This window comes from Paenibacillus sp. 7523-1 (assembly GCF_002276415.1).
GTDB lineage: Bacteria > Bacillota > Bacilli > Paenibacillales > Paenibacillaceae > Paenibacillus > Paenibacillus illinoisensis_A.
In genome coordinates this window covers 14,373-41,184 of record NZ_NPBR01000006.1, presented here as the reverse complement: position 1 = coordinate 41,184, position 26,812 = coordinate 14,373, and the positions used below count along the sequence as shown (strand labels likewise).

Here is a 26,812-nt window from a genome sequence, read left to right as displayed (position 1 = left end):
TGATAAGGAGGTGGGAATAATGGCAGTACCTCAACGGAGAACGTCCAAGACGCGTCGCGACAAACGTCGCACTCACTTTAAATTGGCTGTACCGGGCATGGTGAAATGTGAACAATGCGGCGAATTGAAGCTTGCTCACCACGTGTGCAAAGTGTGCGGAACGTACAAAGCAAGAGAGATCATCTCTCAATAATAGTTAGACATCAAGTAGTACTTCATTTCGATGAGGTACTACTTTTTTTGAATGTTTAAATTTATGTTCCTGTTAAGGGCTGGGCTGACTTTGGTTGATTGTTTCAAGAAGAAAGATTCGTAGAATGCAGGAGAGCGGCTGTTTAGCAGCGAGTGGTTTTTGCCCGCCCAGTCTTTCTTTTTGACACAGGATGAGATATACTATGCTTTAGTACCAGGTTCTAAGATTTGGGGTTACATAGAGAAGAACCATAAATTCGTGTGTTGAATAACCTCTGAAGATTAGAGGCTCAATTATAGAGAACGAAGTGAAATGATAGAACGGACCTGCATGGGACGCTTTCTTATACGATACAGCGGGGGGTGTCAGGCATCGAACGTGTACCGAAGAGACAGAGGCAGCAGCAATTGACCAAAATGATCGAAGACAATCCGTTTGTGACAGATCAGGAACTTACTCGCCAATTGAAGGTGAGTATTCAAACGATTCGCCTCGACCGTCTGGAGCTGGGGATTCCTGAGCTTCGTGAACGAATGAAACTGATGGCAGAGCGTTCGTATGACCAGGTACGCTCGCTGCCTCTGCATGAGATTATCGGTGATATTGTAGATTTGCAGCTGGACAAAAGTGGGATTTCCTTGTTTGAGATCAAGGAAGAGCATGTATTTTCAAGGACGGGAATTGCTCGTGGTCACTATGTATTTGCCCAGGCTAACTCCCTGGCAGTCGCTGTCATTAATGATGAGATTGCATTGACGGCTTCGGCTGATATTCGATTTGTTCGTTCGGTTCATCTGGCCGAGAAATGTATTGCGAAAGCGTATGTGAGATCGATCTCGGGTCAAAAGGGGAAAGCAAAAGTTGAAGTGTTCACCTATGTAGGTGAGGAAATGGTGTTTCAAGGCAACTTTGTCATCTACCGTTCGGGTGGAGACGACAGCCTAGAGGGAGGTCATCTGGAATGAAAATCGTCATAGATGCCATGGGAGGCGATCATGCACCCCAGGCAACGGTAGAAGGTGCAATAGCTGCCGCCACGGAATGGGCAGATACACAGATCGTGCTTGTTGGTGATGAAGCCAAGCTGGAACCGCTTTTGAATCAGTCAGCGATCAAACCGGCTAACCTGTCAGTCCGTCATGCTTCGGAAGTGATCGGTTCGGATGACGAACCTGTTAAGGCCGTTCGTCGCAAAAAGGATGCTTCCATGGTGGTCGCGGGCCGCATGCTTAAGGAAGGCGAAGCAGATGCCATGATCTCTGCAGGTAATACTGGAGCGCTCATGACAACCGGCCTGCTCGTGGTGGGCCGCATGGAAGGTATTGAACGACCAGCACTTGCACCTATGATTCCAACAATAGATGATGTTGGCGTGCTTGCGCTTGACCTGGGTGCCAACATGGATGCCAAGCCCGAACATTTGGCACAATATGGTCTTATGGGTAGCTTATATCGGCAGAAAGTACAAGGAGTCGACTCACCCCGAGTGGGATTGCTCAATGTCGGAACGGAGCCGGGCAAAGGGAACGAACTAACGAAGCACGCATATCCGCTACTGGAGCAGCTTCCGATTCGATTTGTCGGTAATGTGGAAGCTCGCGATGTCCTTACCGGTGCATGTGACGTGCTTGTCTGTGACGGATTTGCTGGTAACATTTTGCTGAAATCGCTGGAAGGCACAGCAGGTGCCATCTTTGCATTGCTTAAGGAACAGTTCTCATCTTCACTCAAAAGCAAACTGGCTGCAGCGGTGCTGATGCCTGAGCTGCGCGGGCTGAAACGGAAACTGGATTATACCGAGCATGGCGGTGCGCCGCTTCTCGGGTTGAGCAGACTTGTAGTGAAGAGCCATGGATCAGCGGATGGCAATGCGATCAAAAACGCTGTTCGCCAAGCTAGAATTGCAGTGCAGAACCAATTGGTGGAAAGCATATCTAAGGAAATTAGCGGGAAGTGAGTGACGACATGAATAATTTGCGCCCGGTAGGGGTTATCGGTACAGGGAAATATGTACCGGAGAAAATTTTGACCAACAGTGACCTTGAGAAAATGGTAGATACCAATGACGAGTGGATCGTAAGCCGCACTGGAATTAAGGAACGTCATATCGCAGCGCCGGATCAGGCGACTTCGGACCTGGCATATGAAGCAGCTATGAAGGCGCTGGAGTCTGCTGGAATGACAGGCAGTGATCTGGATCTGATCATCGTAGCAACAATAACGCCGGACTCGGCATTTCCGTCTACGGCCTGCATTTTGCAGGATAAGCTCGGCGCCAAAGGCGCTGCGGCGTTTGATTTGTCCGCTGCATGTTCAGGATTTGTATATGGCCTGGCAACAGCAACTAGCTTTATCCAAAGCGGCATGTACAACAACGCGCTTGTTATTGGTGCGGATTGTCTATCCCGGATCACGGACTATACAGACCGTAACACATGCGTATTGTTCGGTGACGGAGCGGGCGCGGTCGTTATTGGCGAAGTTCCTGAAGGTCGCGGGTTCAAATCGTTTGACCTTGGAGCGGAAGGTGCTGGAGGCGGCCTGCTTCAACTGGAGGGCGGCGGTTCCCGTCTGCCTGCTTCCGCAGAGACGGTTGAGAATAAAAAACACTACATTTACATGAATGGCCGTGAAGTGTTCAAATTTGCCGTGCGTGTAATGGGTACAGCAACGGATGAAGTTCTGCGTAAAGCAGGGTTGGAGCGCACCGACGTGGATCTGTTTGTTCCTCATCAGGCCAATATTCGTATCATTCAATCCGCCATGCAGCGACTTGAGCTTCCGGAAGAAAAAGTGGTTGTCAACGTAGACAAATACGCCAATACTTCGGCAGCATCCATTCCGCTTGCATTGGTGGAAGCAGCTGAAGAAGGTCGCATGAAAGCCGGCGACACCATCTTGATGGTTGGGTTCGGGGGCGGACTGACTTGGGGTGCATCTGTACTCGTTTGGTAAATTAGATAGCTGGGAGAGATAAATCTAATGAGCAAAATCGCATTTGTATTTCCCGGACAGGGATCACAGGCTGTAGGCATGGCCAAGGACGCGTATGAGTCCGTGCCTGCGGCAGCAGAAATTTTCCGTACAGCCGATGATGTGCTGGGCTTCTCGCTGAGCAATCTCGTGTTTGAAGGACCAGAGACCGAGTTGAAACAGACATCAAATACGCAACCGGCTCTGCTCACTGCGAGTATTGCATTGCTTGAGGCTTTTAAAGAAAAAGGGATTGAGCCTGACTATACGGCTGGACACAGTCTGGGTGAATACAGTGCTCTCGTTGCAGCGGGCGTTCTGACATTCGCTGACGCCGTGAGCGTTGTACGGGCACGTGGTCAGTATATGGAACAAGCAGTACCAGGCGGGCAGGGAGCAATGGCTGCTGTTCTGGGTGCGGATCGGGAAGCGCTGGGGGTGCTTTGCCGGGACGTATCCGAAACAGGTCACGTTGTTGAACTTGCTAATATGAACTGTCCGGGTCAAATTGTTATTTCCGGTGTCAAGGAAGGTGTGGCTGCTGTAGCGGAACGGGTGAAGGAAGCTGGCGGTAAGCGTGCTATTCCACTGGAAGTTAGCGGTCCTTTTCATTCCTCATTGATGAAGGAAGCTGCTGGGAAACTGGCAGAGAAACTGGAGACCGTAACATTTTCGCCAGCCAAGGTTCCTGTAGTCGCTAACGTGACAGCAAGACCTGTGGAAAATGGACAGGTTCAACAATTGTTGACGGAACAGGTCTATTCTCCGGTTTTATGGGAAGACATTGTGACATGGCTTATTGAGCAAGGTGTAGATACCTTTGTTGAGATTGGTTCTGGAAGTGTATTGACCGGATTGATTAAAAAAACAGATAAATCCGTAAAATTGTACAATGTGAACAGTCTTGAAACGCTTGAAGCTACTGCAGCTGCATTAAAGTGATTAAAAGACAGGTTATTTGGGGAAAGGAGGAATTAGGTTGTCTAAACCGTTAGAAGGTAAAAACGCACTGGTTACAGGGGCATCCCGCGGGATTGGCCGCAGTATTGCACTTGCTCTGGCTGAAGCAGGTGCCAATGTAGCCGTAAACTATGCAGGCAGTCAGGCTGCTGCTGAAGAAGTGGCGGAAGAGATTCGTGCCAAGGGAGTTCAGGCCATCACCATTCAGGCGAATGTTGGAGTAATGGATGAAGCTGAACAAATGGTTAAGGCTACTCTTGAAGCCTGGGGCAATGTTGACATTCTGATTAACAATGCAGGAATTACACGTGATAATTTGATCATGCGCATGAAAGAGGAAGAGTTTGATCAGGTTATTGAGACCAATCTCAAAGGGGTATTTAACTGCCTTAAAGCCGTTACTCGTCCAATGATGAAACAACGCTCGGGCAGAATTATCAATATCTCTTCTGTTGTTGGTGTTCTGGGTAATGCCGGACAAGCCAACTATGTTGCTGCGAAAGCGGGAGTCATCGGTCTGACCAAGGCGTCCGCTCGTGAGCTGGCTTCCCGTGGCATCACGGTTAACTGTGTAGCACCTGGGTTCATTGAGACGGATATGACCAAGGAATTGTCACAGGAACTTGTAGATGGTATGCTGAGTGGCATTCCGCTGTCCCGACTGGGGCAGCCGGATGAAATTGCCGGAGTTGTTACATTCCTGGCATCGGGAGCTTCATCGTATATGACAGGGCAGACATTACACGTCGATGGCGGCATGTACATGTAAAACATCCCGTACTTAAATTAATAGTCGGGGAACAGGCGCTGGACGATCCGAAATGCCGGAAAAAGGCCGGATTCCCCGGCCGGGAGCCGCATATGTCTTCTATGGCATTTTGCCTGCGATTCTCGTATAATACCAAGGAGGAGGTGAACCGGATGTCCGATGTATTGGAGCGTGTAAAACGCATCGTCGTCGACCGCTTGGGCGCAGACGAAGCTGAAGTTACACTTGAAGCATCTTTCAAAGAAGATTTGGGTGCTGATTCTTTGGATGTAGTAGAATTGGTCATGGAATTGGAAGATGAATTCGATTTGGAAATCTCTGATGAAGATGCAGAAAAAATCACGACCGTAGGTGAAGTTGTAAACTACATACAATCTCATACCTAAAGTCAATTCAGTCCCGCACCTGTTTTCGAACAGGCGGGACTTCTCATCATTCATTGGTTTTTCTCATTCCGCAGCGATGCTGATCCAGCTTGATTTTCGGATCGGGATGGGTGAGCATCCGCTTGCGGATATTCCCACAAAATAATTGCGCAAGCAGTCGATATAGAGGTGAGTCGGTTTGAAACAAAGAGTAGTAATTACCGGAATGGGCGTAATGACATCGCTCGGAAAAGATTTGGAAACGTTCTGGGGAAGTTTAATGGCAGGCAAGTCCGGAATCTCTCAGATTGAGGCCTTTGATGTGAGTGAATACACGACACAAATTGCTGCCGAAATTAAGGATTTCAATCCGGATGAATATATGGATCGCAAGGATGCTCGCAAAATGGACCGTTTTGTTCAATTTGCTGTAGCAGCTGGTTTCAAAGCTGTTGAAGACAGTGGTTTGAAAATTAATGAGAACATTGAAGCCGAGCGCTTTGGCGTATCTATCGGTTCAGGTATTGGCGGATTGGGAACTTGGGAGGACCAGCACAATGCATTGCTGCAAAAAGGTCCAAAACGGGTTAGCCCATTCTTCATCCCTATGATGATCTCTAACATGGCTTCTGGCCAAATGTCGATTTCTCTCGGAGCTAAAGGTCCGAACACCAACGTAGTAACAGCCTGCGCTACAGGAACGCATTCCATCGGGGACTCTTTCAAGATGATTGCAAATGGAGATGCAGACGCGATGATCTGCGGTGGTGCGGAAGCGACAATCCGCCCAACGGGTCTGGCGGGTTTCTGTGCAATGCGCGCGATGTCTACACGCAATGACGAGCCGGCTAAGGCAAGCCGTCCTTTCGATACAGGACGTGACGGATTCGTTATGGGTGAAGGAGCAGGCATTCTGATTCTGGAATCCTTGGAACATGCTCAAAAACGTGGTGCACGTATCTATGGTGAAGTGATCGGTTACGGTTTGACTGGCGATGCGCATCATATGACTGAGCCGGATCCTGATGGAGCAGCACGCTGCATGAAGATGGCTCTTCGCAATGCCGGAATTGAACCGGAAGAAGTGGACTACATCAATGCACACGGTACATCAACTCCTGTGGGTGACCGATCCGAAACGCTCGCGATCAAAAAGGCGTTTGGTGATCACGCGTACAAGCTTGCAGTAAGTTCCACTAAATCCATGACTGGTCACATGCTGGGTGCAGCTGGTGGCGTGGAAGCCGTAATCTGCGGATTGTCTCTGACTCATCAGACACTCGCACCTACAATCAATTTGGAAAATCAGGATCCGGAATGTGATCTGGATTATGTTCCGAATGTTCCGCGTGAAACCAACGTGAACGTAGTCATGTCCAACTCGTTTGGATTCGGCGGTCACAACGCTACCATTATCCTCAAAAAATTTGAAGCATAAGGGGCTAGTTCGTTTGAGTGAAGATCTGAAGCAGTTACAACACAAACTTCAAATCAAATTTGACAACAGGCAGCTTCTAAAACAAGCGTTTACCCATGCTTCCTATGTAAACGAACACCGATTCAGTCAGCACCAGGATAACGAACGTCTGGAGTTCTTGGGCGATGCGGTGCTTGAGTTGACTGTATCGGAATACTTGTATCATTTGTATCCTAACCGTCCGGAAGGTGAACTAACGAAGCTGCGGGCATCTATTGTCTGCGAGCCTTCCCTCGTCAAATTTGCAGAAGCACTTGGTTTTGGGCAGTATGTACTTCTTGGTAAAGGTGAGGAACTGACTGGAGGACGAACACGGCCGGCTCTGCTGGCTGATGTGTTTGAATCTTTCATCGGTGCATTGTATCTGGATCAGGGATTGGAGCCAGTCAGAACGTTTCTGGACCAGCATGTTTTTCCGTTGATCGTTCTGGGCGGCAAGCTTCAGATGAGCGATTACAAGACGGAACTGCAGGAACTCACTCAGCATCACAATATGGGAGCTCTTGAGTATCGGATCGTCGAAGAACGGGGCCCTGCCCATGAACGTGAGTTTGTCTCGGAGGTCCATATGGGTCAAGAACGGCTTGGCAGAGGTACAGGACGTTCCAAAAAGGAAGCCGAGCAGCAGGCTGCATCCGCAGCGCTTGATCGATTGAAGCTTCCGGAAGCCTGAGCTTTACCGGGTAGCGCATAGACAAACGAAGAGCAAAGAGCAGCCCCTCGGGTCCGCCCCGGCGGAAATTATCGGCCGGACTGCTTTTTGCTCTTTTTTTTGTAAAGAGAGGATGGGGAAGAAAGATTCATTCCTAATCCAAGATCAGCGCTGAAGGAGCACATGAAATAAGCAAGAGGAGGTGACGGGATACCCTATGTTTCTGAAACGAATTGAACTGGGTGGATTCAAGTCATTCGCCGACAAAACAGAGATGGAATTCGTTCGCGGCATTACGGCTGTAGTGGGTCCGAACGGAAGTGGCAAGAGTAATATTTCAGACGGGATTCGCTGGGTGCTTGGAGAACAAAGTGCCAAATCACTACGGGGCGGCAAAATGGAAGACATCATTTTTGCTGGCAGCGATGCAAGAAAAGCCGTCAATTACGGTGAAGTGTCGTTAACGCTGGATAATGAGGATCACGCGCTTGCCCTTGATTTTGGTGAAGTGACAGTGACACGTCGTGTACATCGCAGCGGGGACAGTGAATATTTTATTAACAAACAGTCCTGTCGGCTGAAAGATATAACGGAATTGTTTATGGATACCGGGATCGGCAAGGAAGCTTACTCCATTATAGGACAGGGGCGTATCGAGGAGATTTTGAGTACTCGTTCTGAAGATCGGAGGGGTATCTTTGAAGAGGCATCCGGTATTGTGAAGTATAAATCCCGCAAGCGGGATGCCACACGCAAGCTGGATGAGACGGAGCAGAACTTGCTGCGTATTCACGATTTGGTTACAGAGCTGGAGGACCAGATTGGCCCGCTGAGAGAGCAGTCGGAAAAAGCGATTCACTACAAGGAATTGCGTGGACAGCTCAAATCGAAGGAAATCTCTATGTATGTCTACCAGATCGAACAGATTCATGCGTCCTGGAGCAAGGCGAATGAACGGTTACAGTCGCTAAAAGAAGAGGAAGTTGGTCTTGCCGCCATTGTTTCCACACATGATGCCAAGCTGGAAAGCGACCGGAATGCACTGCGAATTCTGGAATCGGAGACGGAAGAGCTGCAATCTGCCTTGCTGCAGTTCAGTGAAGCAACAGAGAAAAGTGAAGGTCTTGGAGAATTACTCAAAGAACGTTCTCGTCATTTGCAAACCAATCATGAGCAGCTCACGGTTACACTTGCTGCGAGTGAAGAACGACATCGGGAACGTGAGGCTGAGCTGCTTGCATTACGCGAGAAGTTTGGCAAGCTAGAGCAGGAACTGGGTGACGTGCGAAACCGTCTGTCTGAAGAAGAGGCGAAGCTCATTGGCGTTACAGGCGGAATCAGTCAGCAGCAGGAAGAAAGCCTTAAGGGGAATTTGCTGGAACTGATGAACCAGATGGCTCAGACGCGCAACGAGATCCGGTACGCCGATCAGCAGAAAGAGTCGCTTGAACGTCGAATGAACCGTGCATCCGAGGAGTCTGGCAAATGGGAAGAGCAGAAGGAAACGCTCGAAGCCCGAAAAGCCGAGATTGAGAAAAAAGTAGTCCGCTTGGGTAAAGAGATCAGTGACTTGCGCGGCGGATATATAACTGAAAGTGAACGACTGCAATCTTTGCAAAAGCTGCTGGAAGAGAGTCGCAGCACGGTTCGAAAATGGGAACAGAAGCGCGAAGCTCAGGTATCCCGCCGGGATACGATGAAAGAGATGCAGGATGATTTTGACGGGTTTATGCTTGGAGTCAAAGAAGTCCTCAAAGCTTCTCGCAAAGGTACTCTTAGTGGTGTACATGGAGCCGTGGCGGAACTGGTTAAAGTTCCTGAAAAAATCGAATTGGCTGTGGAAACTGCAATGGGTGCTGCACTTCAGCATGTCGTTATGGAAAACGAGTCGGTCTCCAGACAGGCCATTGCATTCCTGAAGCAGCGTCAGCTCGGTAGGGCCACATTCCTGCCGCTTGATGTCATTCGTCCACGTACCGTTGGTTCCAGTGAGCGTTCCATGATCGAAGGTATGGATGGTTTCGTGGGGATTGGTGCGGATCTCGTACACTACGATTCCCGTTATGCGAATATCATTGGAAGCCTGCTCGGGAATGTCATCATTGCCGAGACGCTGGAATACGCCAATAAAATTGCGGCACGCTGTCAGTACCGTTTCCGCGTCGTGACCCTTGAAGGGGATGTGGTTAATGCAGGCGGTTCCATGACAGGGGGAAGCCAGCACAAGAAAAATGTAAGTCTGCTCAGCCGGAAACGGCAGCTGGATCAACTGGATCAGGATATTTTGGATACCGAAAACCAGATTGTGAAGCTGCACCGCAGCGTTGACGATGTGAAAACCCAGTTGGAACAATGTCAGGACAAGCTGGATGAGCTGCGTCAATCGGGTGATGATACACGAAATGCCGAACAGCAGGCGTCGATGGAAATGAAACAGGTCGAGCACGAGCTGCGCCATGTGTTGGAACAGGTTGCGGTAGCTGGCCAGGAGAAAAATGGATTTACCGAAGAAATCAAAGAGATGGATACGGCACGCGAAGCAGCTGTGCAGAAGCTGGAGAAGCTTGAAGAAGAAGAGAAGGCAACTCACCGTGCCATTCATGCTGCAGAGTTTGCCCGCAAAGCGAATGAGTCTGCGAAGGAAGAGCTGCAAAGCCAGTTGACCGAACTGAAAGTCAGAGAGGGTAAGCTGGATCAGGAACGGTTCTCTAATGAGGAGCAGCTGCGCCGATTGGAGCGGGAAGTGGAGTCGCTGGTCAAAGATCTACGTCAAAACCGGACACTGCTGGCTTCCATGGAAGCAGACCTGAAAAAAACGCAGGTGGAGAGCGTTAAACAGATTGAAGATCTGAACCAGTTCAAGCTGAAGAAAACGGAAGCTTCCGAGCAGCTGGATTTCAAGCGTGCTGCACGAAGTGAGCTGTCGAAGAAGCTTGAACTTGCTGAGAGTGAAACGAAGGAACAGCGTACACAGTTAAAAGCGGTAGAAGAACAGATGCGTCAGACGGAAATTTCCGTGAACAGGCTCGATGTCGAACTCGAAAACATACTGCGTAAACTGATGGACGACTATGAACTTGGTTATGAGCTCGCGAAAGAGAGATATCCAGTACCGGAAGATGTAGAGAGCACTCAGGCTGAAGTGCAAAAGCTTAAGCGCAGCATCTCAGCTCTGGGTGAAGTCAATCTTGGGGCGATTGAGGAATTCCAGCGGGTTAATGAACGTTACGAGTTCCTGAATGAGCAGAAAAATGATCTGGTGGAAGCTAAAACGACGTTGTATCAAGTCATCCGTGAGATGGAAGATGAGATGGCTAAACGTTTCAAGACAACGTTTGATGCAATCCGCCGTGAGTTCGGTACGGTATTTACCAAGCTATTTGGCGGTGGGCGTGCGGATCTGGTTCTGATGGACCCGGAACGGCTTCTGGAAACCGGAATTGATATCGTTGCCCAGCCACCAGGCAAGAAACTGCAAAACCTGCAGCTCTTATCTGGCGGAGAACGCGCATTAACCGCAATGGCGCTGCTGTTCGCCATTTTGCACGTGAAGCCAGTACCGTTCTGTGTGCTGGATGAAGTCGAGGCAGCGCTGGATGAGGCCAATGTGGTACGTTTCGCCCATTATTTGCGGGAATTCTCCGAACAGACACAGTTTATCGTTGTTACTCACCGGAAGGGCACAATGGAAGAAGCAGATGTACTATATGGTGTCACCATGGAAGAGGGCGGAGTATCGAAGCTCGTTTCGGTTAGACTGGAAGATGAGGAAGCCGAAATAGCCAGTGCTTAAAGAATTCTATATGCATCAGGAACTTGTTAATTAAATAAACAGCACTAAGATTACGTACACGATGGAGGGGCTTTATGAGTTTCTTTAAGAAGCTGAGAGACAGCATTGCAAGCAAAACGGAGTCGGTAACAAAACAGTTCAAGGATGGACTGGAGAAGACTCGTAAAGGGCTTGTGGAGAAAGTATCCGATCTCGTTATTCGCCGCAAAAAGATCGATGAGGAATTCTATGAGGAACTGGAAGAAATCCTGATTGGAGCGGATGTTGGGGTCAATACCGTCATGAACCTGATTGAAGACCTGCGTGTCGAGGTCAAAAAACGCAAAATTGAAGACGCGGCTGAATTGCAGCCTGTGTTGTCCGAGAAATTGACAGACCTCCTGCGCGGTGAACAAAATAACGAACTGAAGATGAACCCGGATGGCATTACCGTCATTCTGTTTGTCGGTGTCAACGGCGTAGGTAAAACAACAACGATCGGCAAGCTGGCACATCGTTTCAAACAGCAGGGCAAAAAAGTCATTATGGCTGCTGGTGATACCTTCCGTGCCGGTGCAATTGAGCAGCTTGAGGTATGGGGACAACGTGCCGGCGTTGAAGTCATCAAGCAGCAGGCGGGATCAGATCCGGCTGCGGTTATGTATGATGCTGTGCAAGCAGCCAAACAGCGTGGAGCAGATGTTTTGCTTTGCGATACGGCAGGTCGTCTGCAGAACAAATCCAATCTCATGGAGGAGCTTAACAAGATCTATCGTGTCATTCAGCGTGAAATCCCGGAAGCTCCACACGAAGTATTGATGGTTCTCGACGCGACAACTGGACAGAATGCATTGAATCAGGCCAAACTGTTTGGGGAGAAAAGCGGCGTGACTGGACTCGTACTGACGAAGCTGGATGGTACGGCGAAAGGCGGTATTGTCGTTGCCATTCGTCAGGAACTGGATCTGCCAGTGAAGATGGTAGGTCTTGGTGAGAAAATTGACGATCTGCAGCCATTCGACTCCGAGCAATTCGTGCATGCGTTGTTTGCCGGACTGATCCAAGAGCAACCGGATCAGGACGCAGAAGATGAGGAAGCCAGTTCTTAGAACCATTCATAAATAGGATGATTTAATAGCGTTAACCGTATTGCCAGTGATATACGTGATAAGTGTCACGTGTAATGTCACTGGCAATACGTGTATAATGGGAATAAAGAAGGCAAGGCTAAAGGGCTAGAAAGGACGGTTGATATGGCCAATACCTATACCTATTCCCGTCGTGAGGAAGTTGCCAATGCGGTGACTCATGGAATCGGCGCTGCGCTCAGTGTAGCTGCACTGGTGCTGTTGATTGTATTTTCGAGTATGAAAGGCACGGCTTGGCATGTGGTCAGTTTCACGATCTACGGGATCACCATGTTGCTGCTCTATACGAGCTCTACACTCGTGCATGCATGGAAAGATGGGAAAATGAAAGATTTATTTGAGATTTTCGACCATTCTTCCATTTATTTGTTTATTGCGGGATCGTACACTCCGCTTCTGTTTATTGCTGTTCGCGGCACACTTGGTTGGACCCTGTTCGGTGTAATCTGGGGAATCGCTTTATTCGGCGTGATCTTTAAGGCGTTTTTTACGAAAAGGTTTCTATTCATGTCCACGATTTTCTATATTGCGATGGGCTGGCTCATCGTTATTGCCTGGCAACCGCTTATGGCTGTCATTCCTACAGGCGGAATCGTGCTGCTGGTTGCTGGAGGTCTGATGTATACACTGGGTACGCTTTTTTATGTGTGGCGTGGATTTCCGTATCACCATGCGATCTGGCATCTCTTTGTGTTGGCAGGCAGTATTCTTCATTTCTTCATGGTACTGCTGTACCTAACACCACTTCGCTAGAACACGGTAGATAGTGTAAAAACGAATCGGCTCCATCTGTGGAGACCCATTCGTTTTTTTGTTCTATATTAAGGATGCAGCAGGTCGTATTCTGCTGTATAGGAATGGCTAAGATCAACCGTATAGTCACGAAAAATGAGTGCAAAATGAACGTTTTTATTGTGACAAGTATTTTTGCTTGACATCCTGAATTGTTTTCGGTATTATTAGGAACGTTGCAAGAGTGTAAAGTGTTTTTCCTTGACGAAGGGAGTGCCCCGATATGAGTCAAGAAAACCGGCTTGAGAAGACAAACCGGATTAACTTGCTGTTTGCTTTCTATGAACGTTTGCTTACTGAGAAACAGCAAACATTTCTGAAATATTACTTTCATGATGATTTCTCGCTTGGTGAAATTGCAGCCGAGTTCGAGATCAGCCGCCAGGCGGTATATGAGCATATCAAGCGTGCTGAGCAGGTGCTGGAAAATTACGAAAGCAAGCTTGGCTTGCTGGAGAAGCACGAACGACGCAGCCGCAATCTTGAAGATTTGCAAAATGCACTGGAACGCGCAGGCGTCTCCATTGATAACAACAAACAAATAAGCGATATTGTTCACCAGCTCCGGGAATGAGGAAATGGGACGGAACGTATCGGTAATAAAAACAGTATTACAGCTTAAGGAGGTGGGATCATGGCATTTGAAGGATTAACGACCCGATTGCAGAATGTGTTCAGCAAGCTGCGCGGCAAGGGCAAGGTGTCGGATGAAGATGTTGCCGAAGCTATGCGTGAGGTACGTCTGGCATTGCTCGAAGCGGATGTAAACTTCAAAGTGGTCAAGGAATTCATCGCCAAGGTGAAAGAGAAAGCTGTCGGCAAGGAAGTTATGGAAAGCTTCACGCCAGGCATGGTAATCATCGACATCGTTAACAAGGAACTGACGGACTTGATGGGTGGAAGCCAGTCAAAACTGGCTAAAGCGAACAAGCCGCCTACGGTGTTGATGATGGTAGGTTTGCAGGGTGCAGGTAAAACGACGACATCCGGTAAGCTGGCTAAAATGCTGCAGAAGCAAAACAGCCGACCATTGCTGGTCGCGGGGGATATTTATCGTCCGGCAGCGATCAAGCAATTGCAAGTACTGGGTGAGCAGATCAAGGCTCCGGTGTTTACATTGGGAGATCAGACAAGCCCGGTGGAGATCGCACGTCAGGGTCTGCAGCATGCCAAGGATAACGGCAATGACTATGTCATTATCGATACCGCGGGACGTTTGCACGTTGATGAGGAACTGATGGAAGAACTGCGCCAGATTCACAGCGTAGTGAATCCGGACGAAGTCCTGCTTGTGGTGGATAGCATGACAGGTCAGGATGCTGTTAATGTGGCGGAACACTTTAACCAGCAGCTGGATTTGACCGGGGTTGTCCTGACTAAGCTTGATGGCGATACACGTGGTGGTGCGGCACTTTCTGTTAAAGCAGTTACTGGCTGCCCGATCAAGTTTGCGTCACTCGGCGAGAAGCTTGATGCTCTTGAACCTTTCCATCCGGAACGGATGGCTTCACGGATCCTCGGCATGGGGGATATGCTTTCCCTGATTGAGAAAGCACAATCCAACATAGATACTGAGAAAGCCAAGGAAATGGAACGGAAGATGCGTAATGCAGAATTTACGTTTGAGGATTTCCTGGAGCAAATGGATCAGGTGAAGAAGCTGGGACCTATCGATCAGATCATGGATATGATTCCCGGCATGGGCAAGATGAAGCAAGCCAAGGACCTGAAAGTGGACGACAAGCAAATGGGCCGGATTGAAGCGATTGTGTACTCCATGACTACTGAGGAGAAGCGCAACCCCGACATGATCAATCATAGTCGCCGGAAACGTATTGCTACAGGTAGTGGTACATCTCTGGCTGAGGTTAACCGCCTAATCAAGCAGTTTGATGAAATGCGCCGCATGATGAAACAGTTCTCGGATATGATGGGACCTAAAGGCGGCAAGAACAAGGCAATGAAGCAGCTGAAGGGTCTTGGCAAAGGAATGAAGTTTCCTTTCCGTTGATTACATGGGTTGCTGAGGAATATACAGATTTCATTGAAGGAGGTGAATTTTCAAATGGCAGTTCGTATTCGTCTGAAACGTATGGGTGCTCACAAAGCTCCTTTCTACCGCGTAGTGGTATCGGATTCCCGTTCCCCACGTGACGGTCGTTTTATCGAGGAGATCGGTTACTACAACCCGGTTGAACAACCGGCTGTTGTTAAGATCGATGAAGATAAAGCATTGCAATGGCTTCAAAACGGTGCGCAAGCATCCGACACTGTCCGCAACTTGCTGAGCAAAGCGGGCGTGATGAAGAAGTTCCACGAGTCTAAATTGACTAAATAAGGTGCTGATTCGGAGGGTCATCTATGGAAGAATTAGTAAGCATAATTGCTAAGGCTTTGGTCGATCATCCGGAAGATGTGGCGGTTCGGACGGTTGAGAAAGACCGGCTTGTCGTTTACGAGTTAACTGTTCATCCTGACGATGTCGGGAAGGTTATTGGTAAACAAGGGCGAATCGCAAAATCTCTTCGTACGGTCGTCACATCAGCAGCAGTTAAGATGGATAAACGGGTTACCGTCGATATCATATCTTAAAGATATACGAAAGGGGGTTAGGATGCATGTCCTAGCCCCTTTTCGTGCATGCTGAAACTTAAATACTATGATTAACTAGCTCGTCAAACATGAATAACGCTTGCGGTTGCCTTTATCACTGAATTTTAACCTTTGAATAATGAAATTTAAAATTAGAGGATAACAGCGATCGGATAACGATCTATAACTGGAACGACCTTAAGAAAATCATGACTTTGAATAATATTGAACGAATGCAGGAGGAACGTATGGCAGAGTTTATGAATGTAGGTAAAATCGTCAATACACACGGAATTCGTGGTGAGTTGAAAATCATGCCTTTAACCGATTTCCCGGAAGTGCGTTTTGCGAAAAATGCGGAGCTGTATTTGTTTACACCCGATAACCACCCTGTGCTGGTTCATGTGGAATCGGCACGATTGCATAAAAATATGTATATCGTACGATTGAAGGAATACGGAAACATTAATGAAGTGGAAAAGTTCAAAGGCGGCATAGCCAAAGTCTCCAAAGAGAACTTGGCTGAGCTGGAGGAGAATGAGTATTACTTCCACCAAATCGTTGGATGTACTGTTGTGACAGAAGAAGGTGAGAACCTGGGAACCATCTCTGAGATTCTGACGCCTGGAGCCAACGACGTATGGGTTGTTAAAACGGCGGCAGGCAAGGAAATTCTGTTACCCGTTATTGACGATGTGGTACTTGATGTCGATGTGAATGAGAAACTGGTTAAGGTTCATCTGATGGAAGGATTGCTGTAACATGAGAGTAGATGTACTAACGTTATTTCCAGAAATGTTCGAAGGTGTATTCGGGACAAGCATTCTTGGCAAAGCTCAGACGAAGGGGCTCGTGTCACTGAATGCAGTAAACTTCCGGAATTATGCTACGAATAAACATAATACGGTTGATGATACACCTTATGGCGGAGGCGGAGGAATGGTATTAAAGCCTGATCCGATCTTTGCTGCTGTGGAGGATGTCCTTGAAAAACGCAGCAAAGAGTCAGCAGCAGCATCGGCCAAACCTCCTCGCATCATTCTAATGTGTCCGCAAGGTGAGACGTTTACACAGAAAAAAGCAGAAGAACTGGTACAAGAAGATCATCTGATTTTTATCTGTGGACATTATGAAGGCTATGATGAGCGTATTCGCGAATTTCTCGTCACCGACGAAATATCCATTGGGGACTATGTATTAACCGGAGGTGAGCTGCCTGCAATGGTTGCCATCGACAGTATTGCTCGTCTGATCCCTGGTGTCCTCGGAAACGAGACGAGTGCTGTCACGGATTCATTCAGCACAGGGCTGCTCGAATATCCGCATTATACACGACCGCCTGAATTCAGAGGCATGAAGGTACCGGATGTGCTGTTATCTGGACATCATCTGAATATTGATGCATGGCGCAGAGAACAATCTCTAATTCGTACGTTGGAGCGCAGACCGGATATGCTGGATACTGCTGAATTGACGGAAAAAGAACGGATTTGGCTCGATAAACTTCGTTCTGAGATGGAACGGACTTCCGAGTAGCTGCAAATATTTTAAGATCGCATGGTAAGTAGCATAGCTATGATTACAAGATATACAGACCACCCTTGGTTAACAAGGTTGGTCTTTTTTTGTTGTTGTGGGAGTATACGAAGGAAATTTCAAGATGATTGAAATGTAAAAAGATGGATTAAATAAGCAAACTATTATAAAATATAATTATGAAACGTTGTTTCACTTAATGAAACGAGGAGGGGTTACTGAAATGAATTATAACTTTTATGGTCTTGATCATGTCCAACTTGCGGCACCAGAAGGATGCGAAGCGGAAGCACGGAGATTTTTTCATAACCTTATGGGATGGACCGAAATTCCGAAACCTGAAGTTCTAAAAAAACGTGGTGGTGTATGGTTTCTATGTGGAACTCATCAGGTTCATATTGGAGTACAAAAGGATTTTGTGCCTGCTACCAAAGCTCATCCAGCATTTCACGTTCAGAACCTAGACTTACTTAAGGAACATTTGAGCGGCAAACAGGTTCATATCATAGATGACGATGCGAGAACGGATGAAGGAGTAAAACGCTTCTATGTTCACGATCCTTTTGGCAATAGGCTGGAGTTTTTAGAATGGATTAAATAGGATGAGGCAGCAATCCTGCAGGAGTAAAGAATGTGAATGTTTATTTTTTCAGGAATTCAGAACAAGAGCTGTCAAAAACAGATGAGATCTTTATGTTAAATTTAGGGTGAGCAATCTATAACGATAAAACGGAGGACGAAGATAATGTATCATCAGCCTTACGAGATCGGCAGAATAGATATAAGTAAAGCCGGGGAACGATGCAAAATGCTTCTCGGGGATCTGAATGGAGATGGACGATTAGAGATGCTCCTGGTTCAAGCTGACGGCGGAATCGATGACCGTTATGTTCCGCATCAGGTATCTTGTCTGACGGCATATGATCTGGATGGAGAGCTCCTCTGGCAAGTGGGAAAGCCTGATCCGGATGCTGGTGGTCCTGGATCGGATTACCCCGCTCAAATTGCGGATTGGGATGGAGACGGGAACAATGAAGTTATTTGTATCATGGGTAAGCAGTTTCTGATTTTGGACGGAAAAACCGGAGATATTAAAAGCACACATTCTTTACCGGGTGAAGAGGCACATGACTGCATTATTCTTGCGAATCTGACCGGGGATGAGCAGAAGCTGGATGTCATACTCAAAGATCGCTATAAAACCTTATGGGCACTTGATCATGATTTCAATCTTCTATGGAAGCACGAAGGCAATGTAGGACATTTCCCATGGGTATACGATATCGATGGAGATGGGAAGGATGAGGTTATGGCAGGCTATGACATGCTTGATCATGACGGAACCTTACTATGGTCTTGCACTGATCTGGACGATCATGCAGATTGTATCTGGTTTGGAGATGTGAACGGAGATGGTCATATTGAAATCGTTATCGGCGGCAGTGTAACGGTAATGATGGACCGTTACGGCCATGAGATATGGCGCTATGCCGATTCTATTGAATCGCAGCACATCGCTTTAGGGAAATTTTGCGACGGGCTGCCCGGTTTGCAGATCGCTGGTCTTGATCGTATCATCCGCGGTGATCTGCATGGAAAAGACGGAATGTTTTTGTTGGATTGCGAGGGAAAAGAACTCTGGAAGGAAGATCGGACTACACGTGGCTGGCTAACGATTATAGAGCCTGTACGGGACTGGGATGACAGTGGACTGGATTATATATTGGCTTATCGCCGAGGCGGAGGGGTACGGCCTTCTTTGGTAGATGGACAGATGCAATCGGTTGCAGTATTCGGAAAAGAAGGATATGCCGTACATGCTGATCTCTGTCAGACCGGTAAAGAACAGATCATAATCTACGACGCGACTGAAGCTGTCCTGTATTCCAGCTCCAAGATTGAACTGACCCCATGGACCTCCAAAAAAGCCGAGCCACAGTCCAAAAGACTGTACAGCTCGACTCTATATCCAGGCGGAGAAGTGTTGATTTAACTTCTATTGACTGATGTCGACCAAAGGGAGTATTTCCGACTAATCTGCCTCTGGGTTAAGCAATTTGGCTAAATCCGTTCCGGTCGTCACTGTTAGTCTTGGGAGCTTCATCGGGTTATCTCCCGGATGAACAAAACCCGAGCGAACCGAAAAAGCCATGCGGTAGCCATTTTGCTGCAGCTGATAAATCATCTGTGTGCTGGTGTAACCGAAAGGATATGCCAAATAGGGCGTGTCGATTCCCTTTTCCTTCATCATCTTGATATCATCGCTCAGCAGGCTTGTATCAAGTCCTGCAGGCACGCTCTCACCGCAGCGCATAAACCCCTTGTGATGCAAGTTATAGGTGTGGCTGTTAAACTCAAATACATCTGCTGCTGCCTTCATCTCCGGTTCGGAGATAAATGTTTTTTTGGCGGGATCAAAATCAGCTGGCTGATCCTGAATCTTGCTGCCGATGACAAAGAGAGAAGCATGAAAATTATATTTTTTGAGTACGGGATAGGCAAGTGTATAATTGTTCTGATATCCATCATCAAAAGTGATCACAATGGACTTCTTAGGTAGTGAGATCAGACCATTTACGTAGTCTTCTAACTGCTCCAATGTAATCGTAGTGTATCCTTCATCATGCAAGTACTTCATATTGTCCTCGAAATCCTCAAGGTTAATGATGGACTTGTTTCCTGTTTCGTGATTATTCACTTTGGGCTGTATGTAGTGATACATGAGTACAGGAACTTCCGTAGCAGTACCAGGCGCAACTTGAAAGGTAGCCAGATTCAGCCCGGTCTTGCTAGAGTAGTCCGTGTGTGACATCAGGAATGCTTTACGCTTGACCATGTCCCAGGATGTGCATGCTTTGTGCGATAGTGCATTTGTCGGATGATTAACAGCGTAGGCATATAGCGTAATGATGCAAGTAATTGCGGCTAGTGACGCAAGGGTAAACCTTTTCCAATATTTCATAGTTCGGTTGTTTCTCCTTATACAATTTCATTTCTTAGTGCAATGCAGACAGACCTTCAGTAATCTACCAAGCTATATCATAGACGAACATTCTTGACAGAAAGTTACATTATTTTTTCCGTAATGTGGTTGACTTCGGGTGAAAGAGTTGTTTGTGATATTATGTTTATTTTTCCTTGTGTTTTGATATATGGCATGGTACAATAATTCTGTTATGTGGAATACGGCGGTCCTCTATGGATAATGAAGGAGACAGGGTGTTCTCCGGAAGAAGTATGAACGCCTGTACGGAAGGAGGGAGTCATAGATGAATATCGTTCAAGCGATTACTCAAGAACAACTTCGCAAAGATATTCCGAGTTTTCGTCCTGGTGACACTTTGAAAGTGCACGTTAAGGTTATCGAGGGAACTCGTGAGCGTATCCAATTGTTCGAAGGTGTTGTGATCAAGCGCCGTGGTGGTGGAATCAGTGAGACTTTTACAGTTCGTAAAATTTCTTACGGTGTAGGTGTGGAAAGAACTTTCCCGCTTCATTCCCCTAAAATCGATAAAATCGATGTGGCTCGCCGTGGTAAAGTGCGTCGTGCGAAGCTTTATTATCTTCGTGAACTACGCGGTAAAGCAGCGAGAATTAAAGAAATTCGTTAATATAACGGATACCGGAGAGGGCTTGGAGACAAGCCCTTTTCGTTTTTGTCCGGGAAAAGTTGAACCGGAGGTACACTTCCGAGTAAAATGGTATGGCGGCACACGCGTGAGAGTCCGGGAGGCTTGTGTAATCAGTTAGAGCATATGTAATATGCGGATCATTTGTATTAAAATGAAATGCTCGTGTAGAAGTACATAACTGATTTGAGAATTTTCATGAATTCAATGAAATGAATGATGTGAAAAGCTGGATGTGTAAACTGCTATAACATGTACCGTGAAGAGAGGAAGATCAATAATGGAACAGGAAGTTCAACACCAGGACAATTCTGCCGAAGAGAAGGGCAGTCGATCCAAAAAAGCCAAAAATGAGATTGTCGAATGGCTCAAAGCGATTGTGATCGCATTGGTGCTCGTTATTTTAATTCGATGGTTATTGTTCAAACCGTTTGTCGTGGACGGACCTTCCATGCAGCCGAATTTCCATACAGGTGAACGTGTCATCGTGAATGAAATCCTGTACGATATCCGGGAACCACAGCGCGGAGAGGTTATCGTATTCCATGTCCCTTCTGAAGGACGTGATTTCATCAAGCGTGTCATTGCTGTAGCGGGTGATACTGTGCAGGTGAGTGGGGATACGGTTATGGTAAACGGAGAGAAAGTGAATGAGACTTACATTCAGGGAGCGATTGACGCAGCCGAAGCGAATGGCGGAACCTATAATGTGAAGGACTTCCCGAATGAGCAATTCCCGGATGGCAAGGTACCGGAAGGCCATGTGTTTGTAATGGGCGACAATCGTCCGAACAGTACGGATAGCCGAATGATTGGATACGTGTCTCTAGAAGATATCGTAGGACGTGCAGATGTTATTTTCTGGCCGATCGGTGATATCAAGTGGATTAACCACTAATCAAGTTCAGGATATATAAGCTAAATATATCGTTTACTCCATACCAGAGAGGGCAAAATAAGAATGGGGATACCCTTGACCGGAAACGTGTTTGCCAATGAAGGGATCAAGTGAATTGTAGCTTTAGCTTATATATCATTAAATAATGAGGTGAAGACAAGGTGACGATACAATGGTTTCCAGGTCACATGACCCGGGCCAGACGCCAGATTCAGGATAAGTTAAAGCTGATTGACGTGGTCATCGAACTGCTGGATGCCCGTCTGCCTGTCTCCAGCCGAAATCCGATGATTGATGAAATTTTACAGGGTAAGCCTCGCATGATTTTATTAAACAAATCTGATCTTGCGGATGCCAAGGTGACACAGGAATGGATTGCCCATTTCAAAAATGAAGGAATTACTGCGTTCCCTGTGGATGCATCCACAGGTACCAATGTAAAAGACATTCCGGCACAGGCTCGCTTGCTGCTCAAAGAGAAAATTGACCGTCAGCTTGCGAAGGGTATTAACCCGCGTGCCGTTCGTGCACTCATTGTAGGTATTCCCAACGTAGGGAAATCCACATTGATTAACCGGCTTGCTGGACGAAATATTGCAGCGACGGGAGATCGTCCTGGTGTAACGAAGGGTCAGCAATGGATTAAAGTAGGCAAAGAGATGGAACTGCTCGATACGCCAGGTATTTTGTGGCCCAAATTCGAGGACCAGAACGTAGGTTATCGGCTTGCGGTCACAGGAGCCATCAAGGAGGAGATCCTCAATGCCGAGGATATCGCCTTCTTTGCAATTAGCTACCTGATGCGCTACTACTGGGATGCTCTGGAAGAACGCTATGAGCTTCAGGAGTTCTCCAAGGATGCAGATGATTCGGATAGCGTTATAGCCATCATGGAACAGGTTGGTCGTAAACGGGGCTGTATTGTTAGCGGTGGACGTGTGGACCTGGAAAAAGCATCGCGTGCTTTTCTGCGTGAATTGCGAGCGGGTAAGATGGGACGCTTCTCTATGGAAGCCCCATATTAAAACGGATTTGCATATGCAATATTGAGCCGAAAGAAGCGGCCGTTACCGGATTACCGGGAGCGGTCGCTTTTTTCATTTATACAAAAAATATGATAGAGCAGCGAATATAAAGCAGGGATGAGAGATGACCACAAATAGGAAAGGATGAGATTGTCTTGTGTATATATCTGAGGTATAAAAATCGTGCTATGATGAGAGTTCAAGCTATTGGCCTAGTTGATCACAGGATATCTTCAATTTAAATCTTCAGATACCGATAAATGAAGAAACAAACTCTTATTATTATATATGCATATCAAGGTGCTAATGAAGACGAAGTAATTTTTGCTAATCTGAAAAACAAAGAGCTGGAATCTGCGTCTATAACAGAGTACCACGTTCAGGGTATGGTCAAGAGAGTAATTGATTTACTTGGACTGAACATATTAGCGTGTCAAAAAAAAGGGTGCTTCCCGAGCCGTGCACAGGGACTCGAGACGTTGATGACTTATAGAGAAACATGTTAAAGCTTGCGAGGGTAGAGGAGATGAAAGCAATGACTGAACATAATGAAATGAATGAACTGATACCAATGGAACCTTCTGAATCCAAGAAGAAAAAAGCAGAGATTGAACCTCGTGATCTGCTGATTCATGAGAGGGAGTATTGGGAGAGTGGTTTTGAGCGAATTGCTGGAATTGATGAGGTGGGCAGGGGATGTCTATTCGGAGATGTGGTGGCCGCTGCTGTCATATTGCCTCGTGATCTGATACTGGAAGGTGTTAATGATTCCAAAAAACTAACAGAGAAGAAGCGTGAAGCTCTGTATGACGTTATTATGGAAAAGGCTTTGTCCGTAGGTATTGGTTTTGCGGATGCAGAAACGATTGATCGGCTCAATATTAAACAGGCCACTAGACTGGCAATGAAGCGTGCTGTGGAGGCCTTGGACGGAGTGCCTGACTATCTATTGGTTGATGCCGAAAAAGTGGACGTAAATGTACCTCAGATCTCCATTATCAAAGGGGATGCCAACAGCCAGTCCATCGCAGCAGCATCCATAATCGCGAAGGTAACACGCGATCGGCTCTGCAAGGAGGAATGGGAGACATTATATCCAGAGTATGGTCTGTCGATACATAAGGGATATGCAACAAAGTTTCATCGCGAACAGATCATGGCTCTTGGAGCCACGCCGATGCACAGGCGGAGCTTTCTCGGCAATTTGCTCGGCGAGCAGCATACTTTATTTTAACCAAGACGTAAAGGAAGGAGGGAGAGAACTGTGAATATTAGCTCCATGATTCGTGGTCTCCTGGGAGACAGCAAGCCGGGGAATGCCAAGCCGCTAGAGCTTAAGGAGGGTCAGGTTGTACGTGGATCTGTCGTAAGTGTCTCAGAGGATGGTGGAGAAGCTGTTCTGCAAATTCAGGGCGTACAGGTACGTGCGAAGCTCGAGACACCACTTCGCCCAGGGGAAACCACACTACTTCAAGTGCAGCCGCCTGGAGAGAATGGCGTGACCGTTATGAAGCCGCTGGCTGGCACGTTGTCTGAACTGCCGCAAGCATCCTTGAACAATCTGCTTCAAGAGGTAGGTTTACCGGATACCAAGGGAAATCGGGAACTGCTGCTCGCCATGCAGCGCAGCGGGTTACCGCTTACGAAGGATAATGTGGCCATGGTTCAAAATATGATGACTGTCAAACCAGCTCAGGTACCTGTGGAAGAGTGGGTGCAGGCAACGGGTATTGCTTTTCAGCGTGGTCTGCCGATTACGGCGGAAACGGTAAAAGGATTGCATCAGACGGTATTTGGTCCACCCCTTCATCAGCTGCTAAATGGGTTAACAGAGCAACTGGAAACGTTTCTTACTCAGAATGCGGGAAAAACCATGGTCATGGGCGAACATGCAGCCACACCAAAGCTGCCAGCGTCGGGTGGTTTGCCTATAACAGCAGCCGGAGGGCAGCAAACGGATGATTCTGGAATGTCTCCGGCTGGAGGACGTCAGGCGGGAACCTCTGGCCAAACGGCACCACTGCCGCAGGGTGCTACAACGGCGCCGGCAGGAGCTGGGACCGTTCCGTTGTCCAACAAAGGCACAGCGGAAGCCGCGGCAGACCTGCGGGGACCTATACAGACTAACCAGGGCTCGGGGAATGCTGAGACTGCAATAAAATCTGGAGCCGGACAAGCGGAAACGGCCGGAAAATCTGGGCCAGGCATTCAGGCAGGGACGGGAATCCCTGGAGAGAGCCAGCGTGCAGTGGAAGCTGGCCGCCCGGGTATACCTGGGGCGGCAGCGGATGTGGCAGCTGGACGAGGGATTGCCGGCCAGCAGGAAGGTAGCGCGGCTGGGCGACCAGATGGCCGCGCGGAGACGCCAGCAGCTGCGAGTGCTTCGCCGGCTGCAGCGCAGACCGGGGCAGCAGCACCAACAGCGGCGCAACTGGCGCCGAAGCTGCTGGCCCTGCTGGACGCGCTGCGCAGCGCGTCCACTGCCGCACCGGCACAGCCTGGTGCGGCAGTACAGGCCGCCCCTGCACCTGCGGGCGGCCAGGCGGCTGCGGCTGCCGGAGGCGTGCCGCAGCCTGTACCAGCCGGCGCTGATGCGCAGCCGGCTGGGGGGAATGCGGCAGCACCTGCGGGAGCTGCCGCACAGCACGCGCCTATCACCCACGAGGGAGACCCGTGGGTGGGGCGCGTGCTGAAGCTGCTCGGTGCAGAGCACGAGCAGCAGGCAGTGCACGGCGCGGCTGCGCAGGCGCGCGTGGGTGAAGCGGCGAGTCCGGGCACCGCGGACTCGCTGAAGGGCTTGCTGCTGCAGCTTGCCAGCAGCGACAGTGCCCCGGCGGCCCTGAAGGAAGCCGCCGGGCAGGCTGTGCAATACCTGACGGGTCAGCAGTTGCTGCTGACAACCGACCGAGGCTCTACCTTTGCCCAGATGCACTGGTTCATCCCGATTACCGGACCCAACGGAGAAGAGACCGCGTCTGTACAGATACAATCCCGGCGGGGCCAGCGCGGTGAACTGGATGCATCCAATTGCAGGTTGTGGTTTGATCTGGACATGAAGAGTCTCGGGCCAACACTGGTCGATGTGCATGTCGTCAACAATATTGTCAGCCTTCGGGTTCTCAACGATCGGGAGGGCATGGGTCCGCTTCTGGATAGCGGGCGGGAAGTGATTCAAGAGGCGCTGGACAAGCTGGGCTATCAATTACTAACCTTTAAGACAGAGCCCTGGCCAGTTGGCCAGGAACCGGGTGCTGAGCGTAAAATAAATGCGTCCGACTACAGCCCTGATCGCTACAAAGGGGTGGATATGCGAGTATGAAAGATGAGCCGCAGCCAGATCTTCTTTCCAAAAAGGCTGTTGCCTTAAAATATGTACCGGGAGAAAGTGAAGCACCGGTCGTTGTAGCCAAAGGCCGCGGCAAAGTCGCGGAAGCAATCCTTGATAAAGCTAAGGAAAACGGAGTTCCTGTTCAGGAGGACGCAGCACTGGTGGAAGTCTTGTCCAAGCTTGACTTGGACGAGCAAATTCCAGCAGAGCTCTATCAACTGGTGGCTGAGGTGTTAACCTATATTTACCGAGCAGACCGCCTCGCTTCCGGACATGAGGGAGAGGATACATGGTGAGCCATTCACCTGGACCTGGACATAACTCTACTCCCAAACTTACGCGTCAGCAAAAAGGCAAGTTGGGTGAAGAAGCGGCCTGCAGGTGGCTGCGTGAGCAAGGTTATCAAATTATGGAACAAAACTGGCGTTGTCGCCGTGGTGAGATTGATATTATCGCTTCACATGGTGATCTGCTTGTCTTTATTGAGGTACGAAGCCGTAGTGGAGCAGGGAAGTATGGTACACCGCAGGAATCGGTAGATCTCCGCAAGATGCAGCAGGTTCGTTCCACGGCTGCCGTATACCTTCAACAATCAAGAGGGAGAGAATTACAAATTCGTTTTGATGTGGTTGCTGTGATGCTTGATCCGGCAGGTCTGATTGTAACTGTTGAGCACATTGAAAATGCGTTCTGAATTAATAAA

The 26,812-nt window shown here is 48.3% G+C and carries 28 protein-coding genes; 27 read left to right on the top strand and 1 reads right to left on the bottom strand.

The features are described 5' to 3' along the window. Window positions 1-19: 19 nt before the first annotated feature. The 20 genes from rpmF to CHH60_RS07785 all read left to right on the top strand — a co-directional run bounded on the left by rpmF (window position 20) and on the right by CHH60_RS07785 (window position 19,222). Window positions 20-193 carry a 50S ribosomal protein L32 gene (gene rpmF, locus CHH60_RS07880; RefSeq protein ID WP_090923906.1) on the top strand — a complete coding sequence of 58 codons (174 nt, stop codon included), beginning with the start codon at window positions 20-22 and terminating at the stop codon, window positions 191-193. A gap of 416 nt (window positions 194-609) precedes the next feature. Then, window positions 610-1,158, top strand: coding sequence for a transcription factor FapR (fapR, locus tag CHH60_RS07875; RefSeq protein WP_221192561.1), 549 nt, complete (start codon window positions 610-612; stop codon window positions 1,156-1,158). Beyond that, on the top strand, window positions 1,155-2,150 hold the full coding sequence (plsX, locus tag CHH60_RS07870) for a phosphate acyltransferase PlsX (protein WP_095358719.1): 996 nt from the start codon (window positions 1,155-1,157) through the stop codon (window positions 2,148-2,150). The genes fapR and plsX overlap by 4 nt, the downstream gene beginning before the upstream one ends. An 8-nt stretch (window positions 2,151-2,158) precedes the next feature. After that, complete coding sequence (locus CHH60_RS07865; RefSeq protein ID WP_095358718.1) at window positions 2,159-3,148, top strand: beta-ketoacyl-ACP synthase III; 990 nt, start codon at window positions 2,159-2,161, stop codon at window positions 3,146-3,148. A gap of 27 nt (window positions 3,149-3,175) precedes the next feature. Continuing rightward, on the top strand, window positions 3,176-4,108 hold the full coding sequence (gene fabD, locus CHH60_RS07860) for an ACP S-malonyltransferase (RefSeq protein WP_095358717.1): 933 nt from the start codon (window positions 3,176-3,178) through the stop codon (window positions 4,106-4,108). Between the two features lie 37 nt (window positions 4,109-4,145). Further along, complete coding sequence (fabG, locus tag CHH60_RS07855; protein WP_095358716.1) at window positions 4,146-4,895, top strand: 3-oxoacyl-[acyl-carrier-protein] reductase; 750 nt, start codon at window positions 4,146-4,148, stop codon at window positions 4,893-4,895. 152 nt (window positions 4,896-5,047) lie between these two features. Then, window positions 5,048-5,281, top strand: coding sequence for an acyl carrier protein (acpP, locus tag CHH60_RS07850; protein ID WP_024630176.1), 234 nt, complete (start codon window positions 5,048-5,050; stop codon window positions 5,279-5,281). A 178-nt stretch (window positions 5,282-5,459) separates the two neighbouring features. Then, the gene (gene fabF, locus CHH60_RS07845; RefSeq protein ID WP_095287861.1) at window positions 5,460-6,698 is read left to right on the top strand and encodes a beta-ketoacyl-ACP synthase II; all 1,239 of its coding nucleotides are present in this window, start codon (window positions 5,460-5,462) and stop codon (window positions 6,696-6,698) included. 13 nt (window positions 6,699-6,711) lie between these two features. Beyond that, window positions 6,712-7,410, top strand: a complete 699-nt coding sequence (gene rnc, locus CHH60_RS07840) for a ribonuclease III (RefSeq protein WP_095287860.1) — start codon at window positions 6,712-6,714, stop codon at window positions 7,408-7,410. Between the two features lie 196 nt (window positions 7,411-7,606). Beyond that, window positions 7,607-11,182, top strand: a complete 3,576-nt coding sequence (gene smc / locus CHH60_RS07835; protein ID WP_095358715.1) for a chromosome segregation protein SMC — start codon at window positions 7,607-7,609, stop codon at window positions 11,180-11,182. A gap of 74 nt (window positions 11,183-11,256) precedes the next feature. After that, entirely contained in the window at window positions 11,257-12,270 is a 1,014-nt protein-coding gene (gene ftsY / locus CHH60_RS07830) for a signal recognition particle-docking protein FtsY (RefSeq protein WP_095287858.1), read from the top strand. A 144-nt stretch (window positions 12,271-12,414) separates the two neighbouring features. Then, complete coding sequence (gene trhA / locus CHH60_RS07825) at window positions 12,415-13,062, top strand: PAQR family membrane homeostasis protein TrhA (RefSeq protein WP_095358714.1); 648 nt, start codon at window positions 12,415-12,417, stop codon at window positions 13,060-13,062. A 262-nt stretch (window positions 13,063-13,324) separates the two neighbouring features. After that, window positions 13,325-13,675, top strand: coding sequence for a putative DNA-binding protein (locus CHH60_RS07820; protein ID WP_095358713.1), 351 nt, complete (start codon window positions 13,325-13,327; stop codon window positions 13,673-13,675). Window positions 13,676-13,735: 60 nt separating this feature from the next. After that, entirely contained in the window at window positions 13,736-15,112 is a 1,377-nt protein-coding gene (gene ffh, locus CHH60_RS07815; RefSeq protein WP_024630183.1) for a signal recognition particle protein, read from the top strand. Between the two features lie 54 nt (window positions 15,113-15,166). After that, complete coding sequence (rpsP, locus tag CHH60_RS07810) at window positions 15,167-15,439, top strand: 30S ribosomal protein S16 (RefSeq protein ID WP_024630184.1); 273 nt, start codon at window positions 15,167-15,169, stop codon at window positions 15,437-15,439. A gap of 23 nt (window positions 15,440-15,462) precedes the next feature. Then, a complete protein-coding gene (locus CHH60_RS07805) occupies window positions 15,463-15,693 on the top strand; it encodes a KH domain-containing protein (protein ID WP_024630185.1) in 231 nt (76 codons plus the stop codon). A gap of 248 nt (window positions 15,694-15,941) precedes the next feature. Further along, entirely contained in the window at window positions 15,942-16,454 is a 513-nt protein-coding gene (gene rimM, locus CHH60_RS07800; RefSeq protein ID WP_095358712.1) for a ribosome maturation factor RimM, read from the top strand. A gap of 1 nt (window position 16,455) precedes the next feature. After that, a complete protein-coding gene (gene trmD, locus CHH60_RS07795) occupies window positions 16,456-17,229 on the top strand; it encodes a tRNA (guanosine(37)-N1)-methyltransferase TrmD (RefSeq protein WP_095358711.1) in 774 nt (257 codons plus the stop codon). Between the two features lie 223 nt (window positions 17,230-17,452). Beyond that, a complete protein-coding gene (locus tag CHH60_RS07790) occupies window positions 17,453-17,830 on the top strand; it encodes a VOC family protein (RefSeq protein ID WP_095358710.1) in 378 nt (125 codons plus the stop codon). A gap of 144 nt (window positions 17,831-17,974) precedes the next feature. Continuing rightward, the gene (locus CHH60_RS07785) at window positions 17,975-19,222 is read left to right on the top strand and encodes a hypothetical protein (RefSeq protein ID WP_095358709.1); all 1,248 of its coding nucleotides are present in this window, start codon (window positions 17,975-17,977) and stop codon (window positions 19,220-19,222) included. 39 nt (window positions 19,223-19,261) lie between these two features. Here CHH60_RS07785 and CHH60_RS07780 read toward each other — a convergent pair whose 3' ends face one another. Continuing rightward, window positions 19,262-20,191, bottom strand: a complete 930-nt coding sequence (locus CHH60_RS07780) for a polysaccharide deacetylase family protein (protein ID WP_095358708.1) — start codon at window positions 20,189-20,191, stop codon at window positions 19,262-19,264. Between the two features lie 307 nt (window positions 20,192-20,498). On the opposite strand from CHH60_RS07780, the gene rplS reads away from it, so the two are divergent. The 7 genes from rplS (at window position 20,499) to CHH60_RS07740 (ending at window position 26,803) form a co-directional block, all read left to right on the top strand. Then, complete coding sequence (gene rplS / locus CHH60_RS07775; RefSeq protein ID WP_018883527.1) at window positions 20,499-20,840, top strand: 50S ribosomal protein L19; 342 nt, start codon at window positions 20,499-20,501, stop codon at window positions 20,838-20,840. A 298-nt stretch (window positions 20,841-21,138) separates the two neighbouring features. Beyond that, a complete protein-coding gene (gene lepB, locus CHH60_RS07770) occupies window positions 21,139-21,756 on the top strand; it encodes a signal peptidase I (RefSeq protein WP_095358707.1) in 618 nt (205 codons plus the stop codon). A gap of 161 nt (window positions 21,757-21,917) precedes the next feature. Then, window positions 21,918-22,781 carry a ribosome biogenesis GTPase YlqF gene (gene ylqF, locus CHH60_RS07765; protein WP_095287850.1) on the top strand — a complete coding sequence of 288 codons (864 nt, stop codon included), beginning with the start codon at window positions 21,918-21,920 and terminating at the stop codon, window positions 22,779-22,781. A 535-nt stretch (window positions 22,782-23,316) separates the two neighbouring features. Then, window positions 23,317-24,015: a ribonuclease HII gene (locus CHH60_RS07755; RefSeq protein ID WP_095358705.1), complete on the top strand. Its 699-nt coding sequence runs from the start codon at window positions 23,317-23,319 to the stop codon at window positions 24,013-24,015. A 30-nt stretch (window positions 24,016-24,045) separates the two neighbouring features. Further along, a complete protein-coding gene (locus tag CHH60_RS07750) occupies window positions 24,046-26,100 on the top strand; it encodes a DNA ligase (RefSeq protein WP_095358704.1) in 2,055 nt (684 codons plus the stop codon). Next, complete coding sequence (locus CHH60_RS07745; RefSeq protein ID WP_095358703.1) at window positions 26,097-26,405, top strand: EscU/YscU/HrcU family type III secretion system export apparatus switch protein; 309 nt, start codon at window positions 26,097-26,099, stop codon at window positions 26,403-26,405. Before CHH60_RS07750 ends, CHH60_RS07745 begins: the two co-directional genes overlap by 4 nt. After that, window positions 26,402-26,803 carry a YraN family protein gene (locus tag CHH60_RS07740; protein ID WP_255247863.1) on the top strand — a complete coding sequence of 134 codons (402 nt, stop codon included), beginning with the start codon at window positions 26,402-26,404 and terminating at the stop codon, window positions 26,801-26,803. The genes CHH60_RS07745 and CHH60_RS07740 overlap by 4 nt, the downstream gene beginning before the upstream one ends. Window positions 26,804-26,812: the final 9 nt, after the last annotated feature.

Coding starts and splice junctions, on each gene's coding strand:
- acpP (WP_024630176.1), top strand. CDS start 5,048: ATGTCCGATGTATTGGAGCGTGTAAAACGCATCGTCGTCGACCGCTTG.
- smc (WP_095358715.1), top strand. CDS start 7,607: ATGTTTCTGAAACGAATTGAACTGGGTGGATTCAAGTCATTCGCCGAC.
- fapR (WP_221192561.1), top strand. CDS start 610: ATGATCGAAGACAATCCGTTTGTGACAGATCAGGAACTTACTCGCCAA.
- CHH60_RS07755 (WP_095358705.1), top strand. CDS start 23,317: ATGACTGAACATAATGAAATGAATGAACTGATACCAATGGAACCTTCT.
- plsX (WP_095358719.1), top strand. CDS start 1,155: ATGAAAATCGTCATAGATGCCATGGGAGGCGATCATGCACCCCAGGCA.
- CHH60_RS07745 (WP_095358703.1), top strand. CDS start 26,097: ATGAAAGATGAGCCGCAGCCAGATCTTCTTTCCAAAAAGGCTGTTGCC.
- CHH60_RS07865 (WP_095358718.1), top strand. CDS start 2,159: ATGAATAATTTGCGCCCGGTAGGGGTTATCGGTACAGGGAAATATGTA.
- rplS (WP_018883527.1), top strand. CDS start 20,499: ATGAATATCGTTCAAGCGATTACTCAAGAACAACTTCGCAAAGATATT.
- fabD (WP_095358717.1), top strand. CDS start 3,176: ATGAGCAAAATCGCATTTGTATTTCCCGGACAGGGATCACAGGCTGTA.
- rpsP (WP_024630184.1), top strand. CDS start 15,167: ATGGCAGTTCGTATTCGTCTGAAACGTATGGGTGCTCACAAAGCTCCT.
- ffh (WP_024630183.1), top strand. CDS start 13,736: ATGGCATTTGAAGGATTAACGACCCGATTGCAGAATGTGTTCAGCAAG.
- trhA (WP_095358714.1), top strand. CDS start 12,415: ATGGCCAATACCTATACCTATTCCCGTCGTGAGGAAGTTGCCAATGCG.
- rpmF (WP_090923906.1), top strand. CDS start 20: ATGGCAGTACCTCAACGGAGAACGTCCAAGACGCGTCGCGACAAACGT.
- trmD (WP_095358711.1), top strand. CDS start 16,456: ATGAGAGTAGATGTACTAACGTTATTTCCAGAAATGTTCGAAGGTGTA.
- ftsY (WP_095287858.1), top strand. CDS start 11,257: ATGAGTTTCTTTAAGAAGCTGAGAGACAGCATTGCAAGCAAAACGGAG.
- CHH60_RS07790 (WP_095358710.1), top strand. CDS start 17,453: ATGAATTATAACTTTTATGGTCTTGATCATGTCCAACTTGCGGCACCA.
- CHH60_RS07805 (WP_024630185.1), top strand. CDS start 15,463: ATGGAAGAATTAGTAAGCATAATTGCTAAGGCTTTGGTCGATCATCCG.
- lepB (WP_095358707.1), top strand. CDS start 21,139: ATGGAACAGGAAGTTCAACACCAGGACAATTCTGCCGAAGAGAAGGGC.
- CHH60_RS07785 (WP_095358709.1), top strand. CDS start 17,975: ATGTATCATCAGCCTTACGAGATCGGCAGAATAGATATAAGTAAAGCC.
- CHH60_RS07780 (WP_095358708.1), bottom strand. CDS start 20,191: ATGAAATATTGGAAAAGGTTTACCCTTGCGTCACTAGCCGCAATTACT.
- CHH60_RS07820 (WP_095358713.1), top strand. CDS start 13,325: ATGAGTCAAGAAAACCGGCTTGAGAAGACAAACCGGATTAACTTGCTG.
- rimM (WP_095358712.1), top strand. CDS start 15,942: ATGGCAGAGTTTATGAATGTAGGTAAAATCGTCAATACACACGGAATT.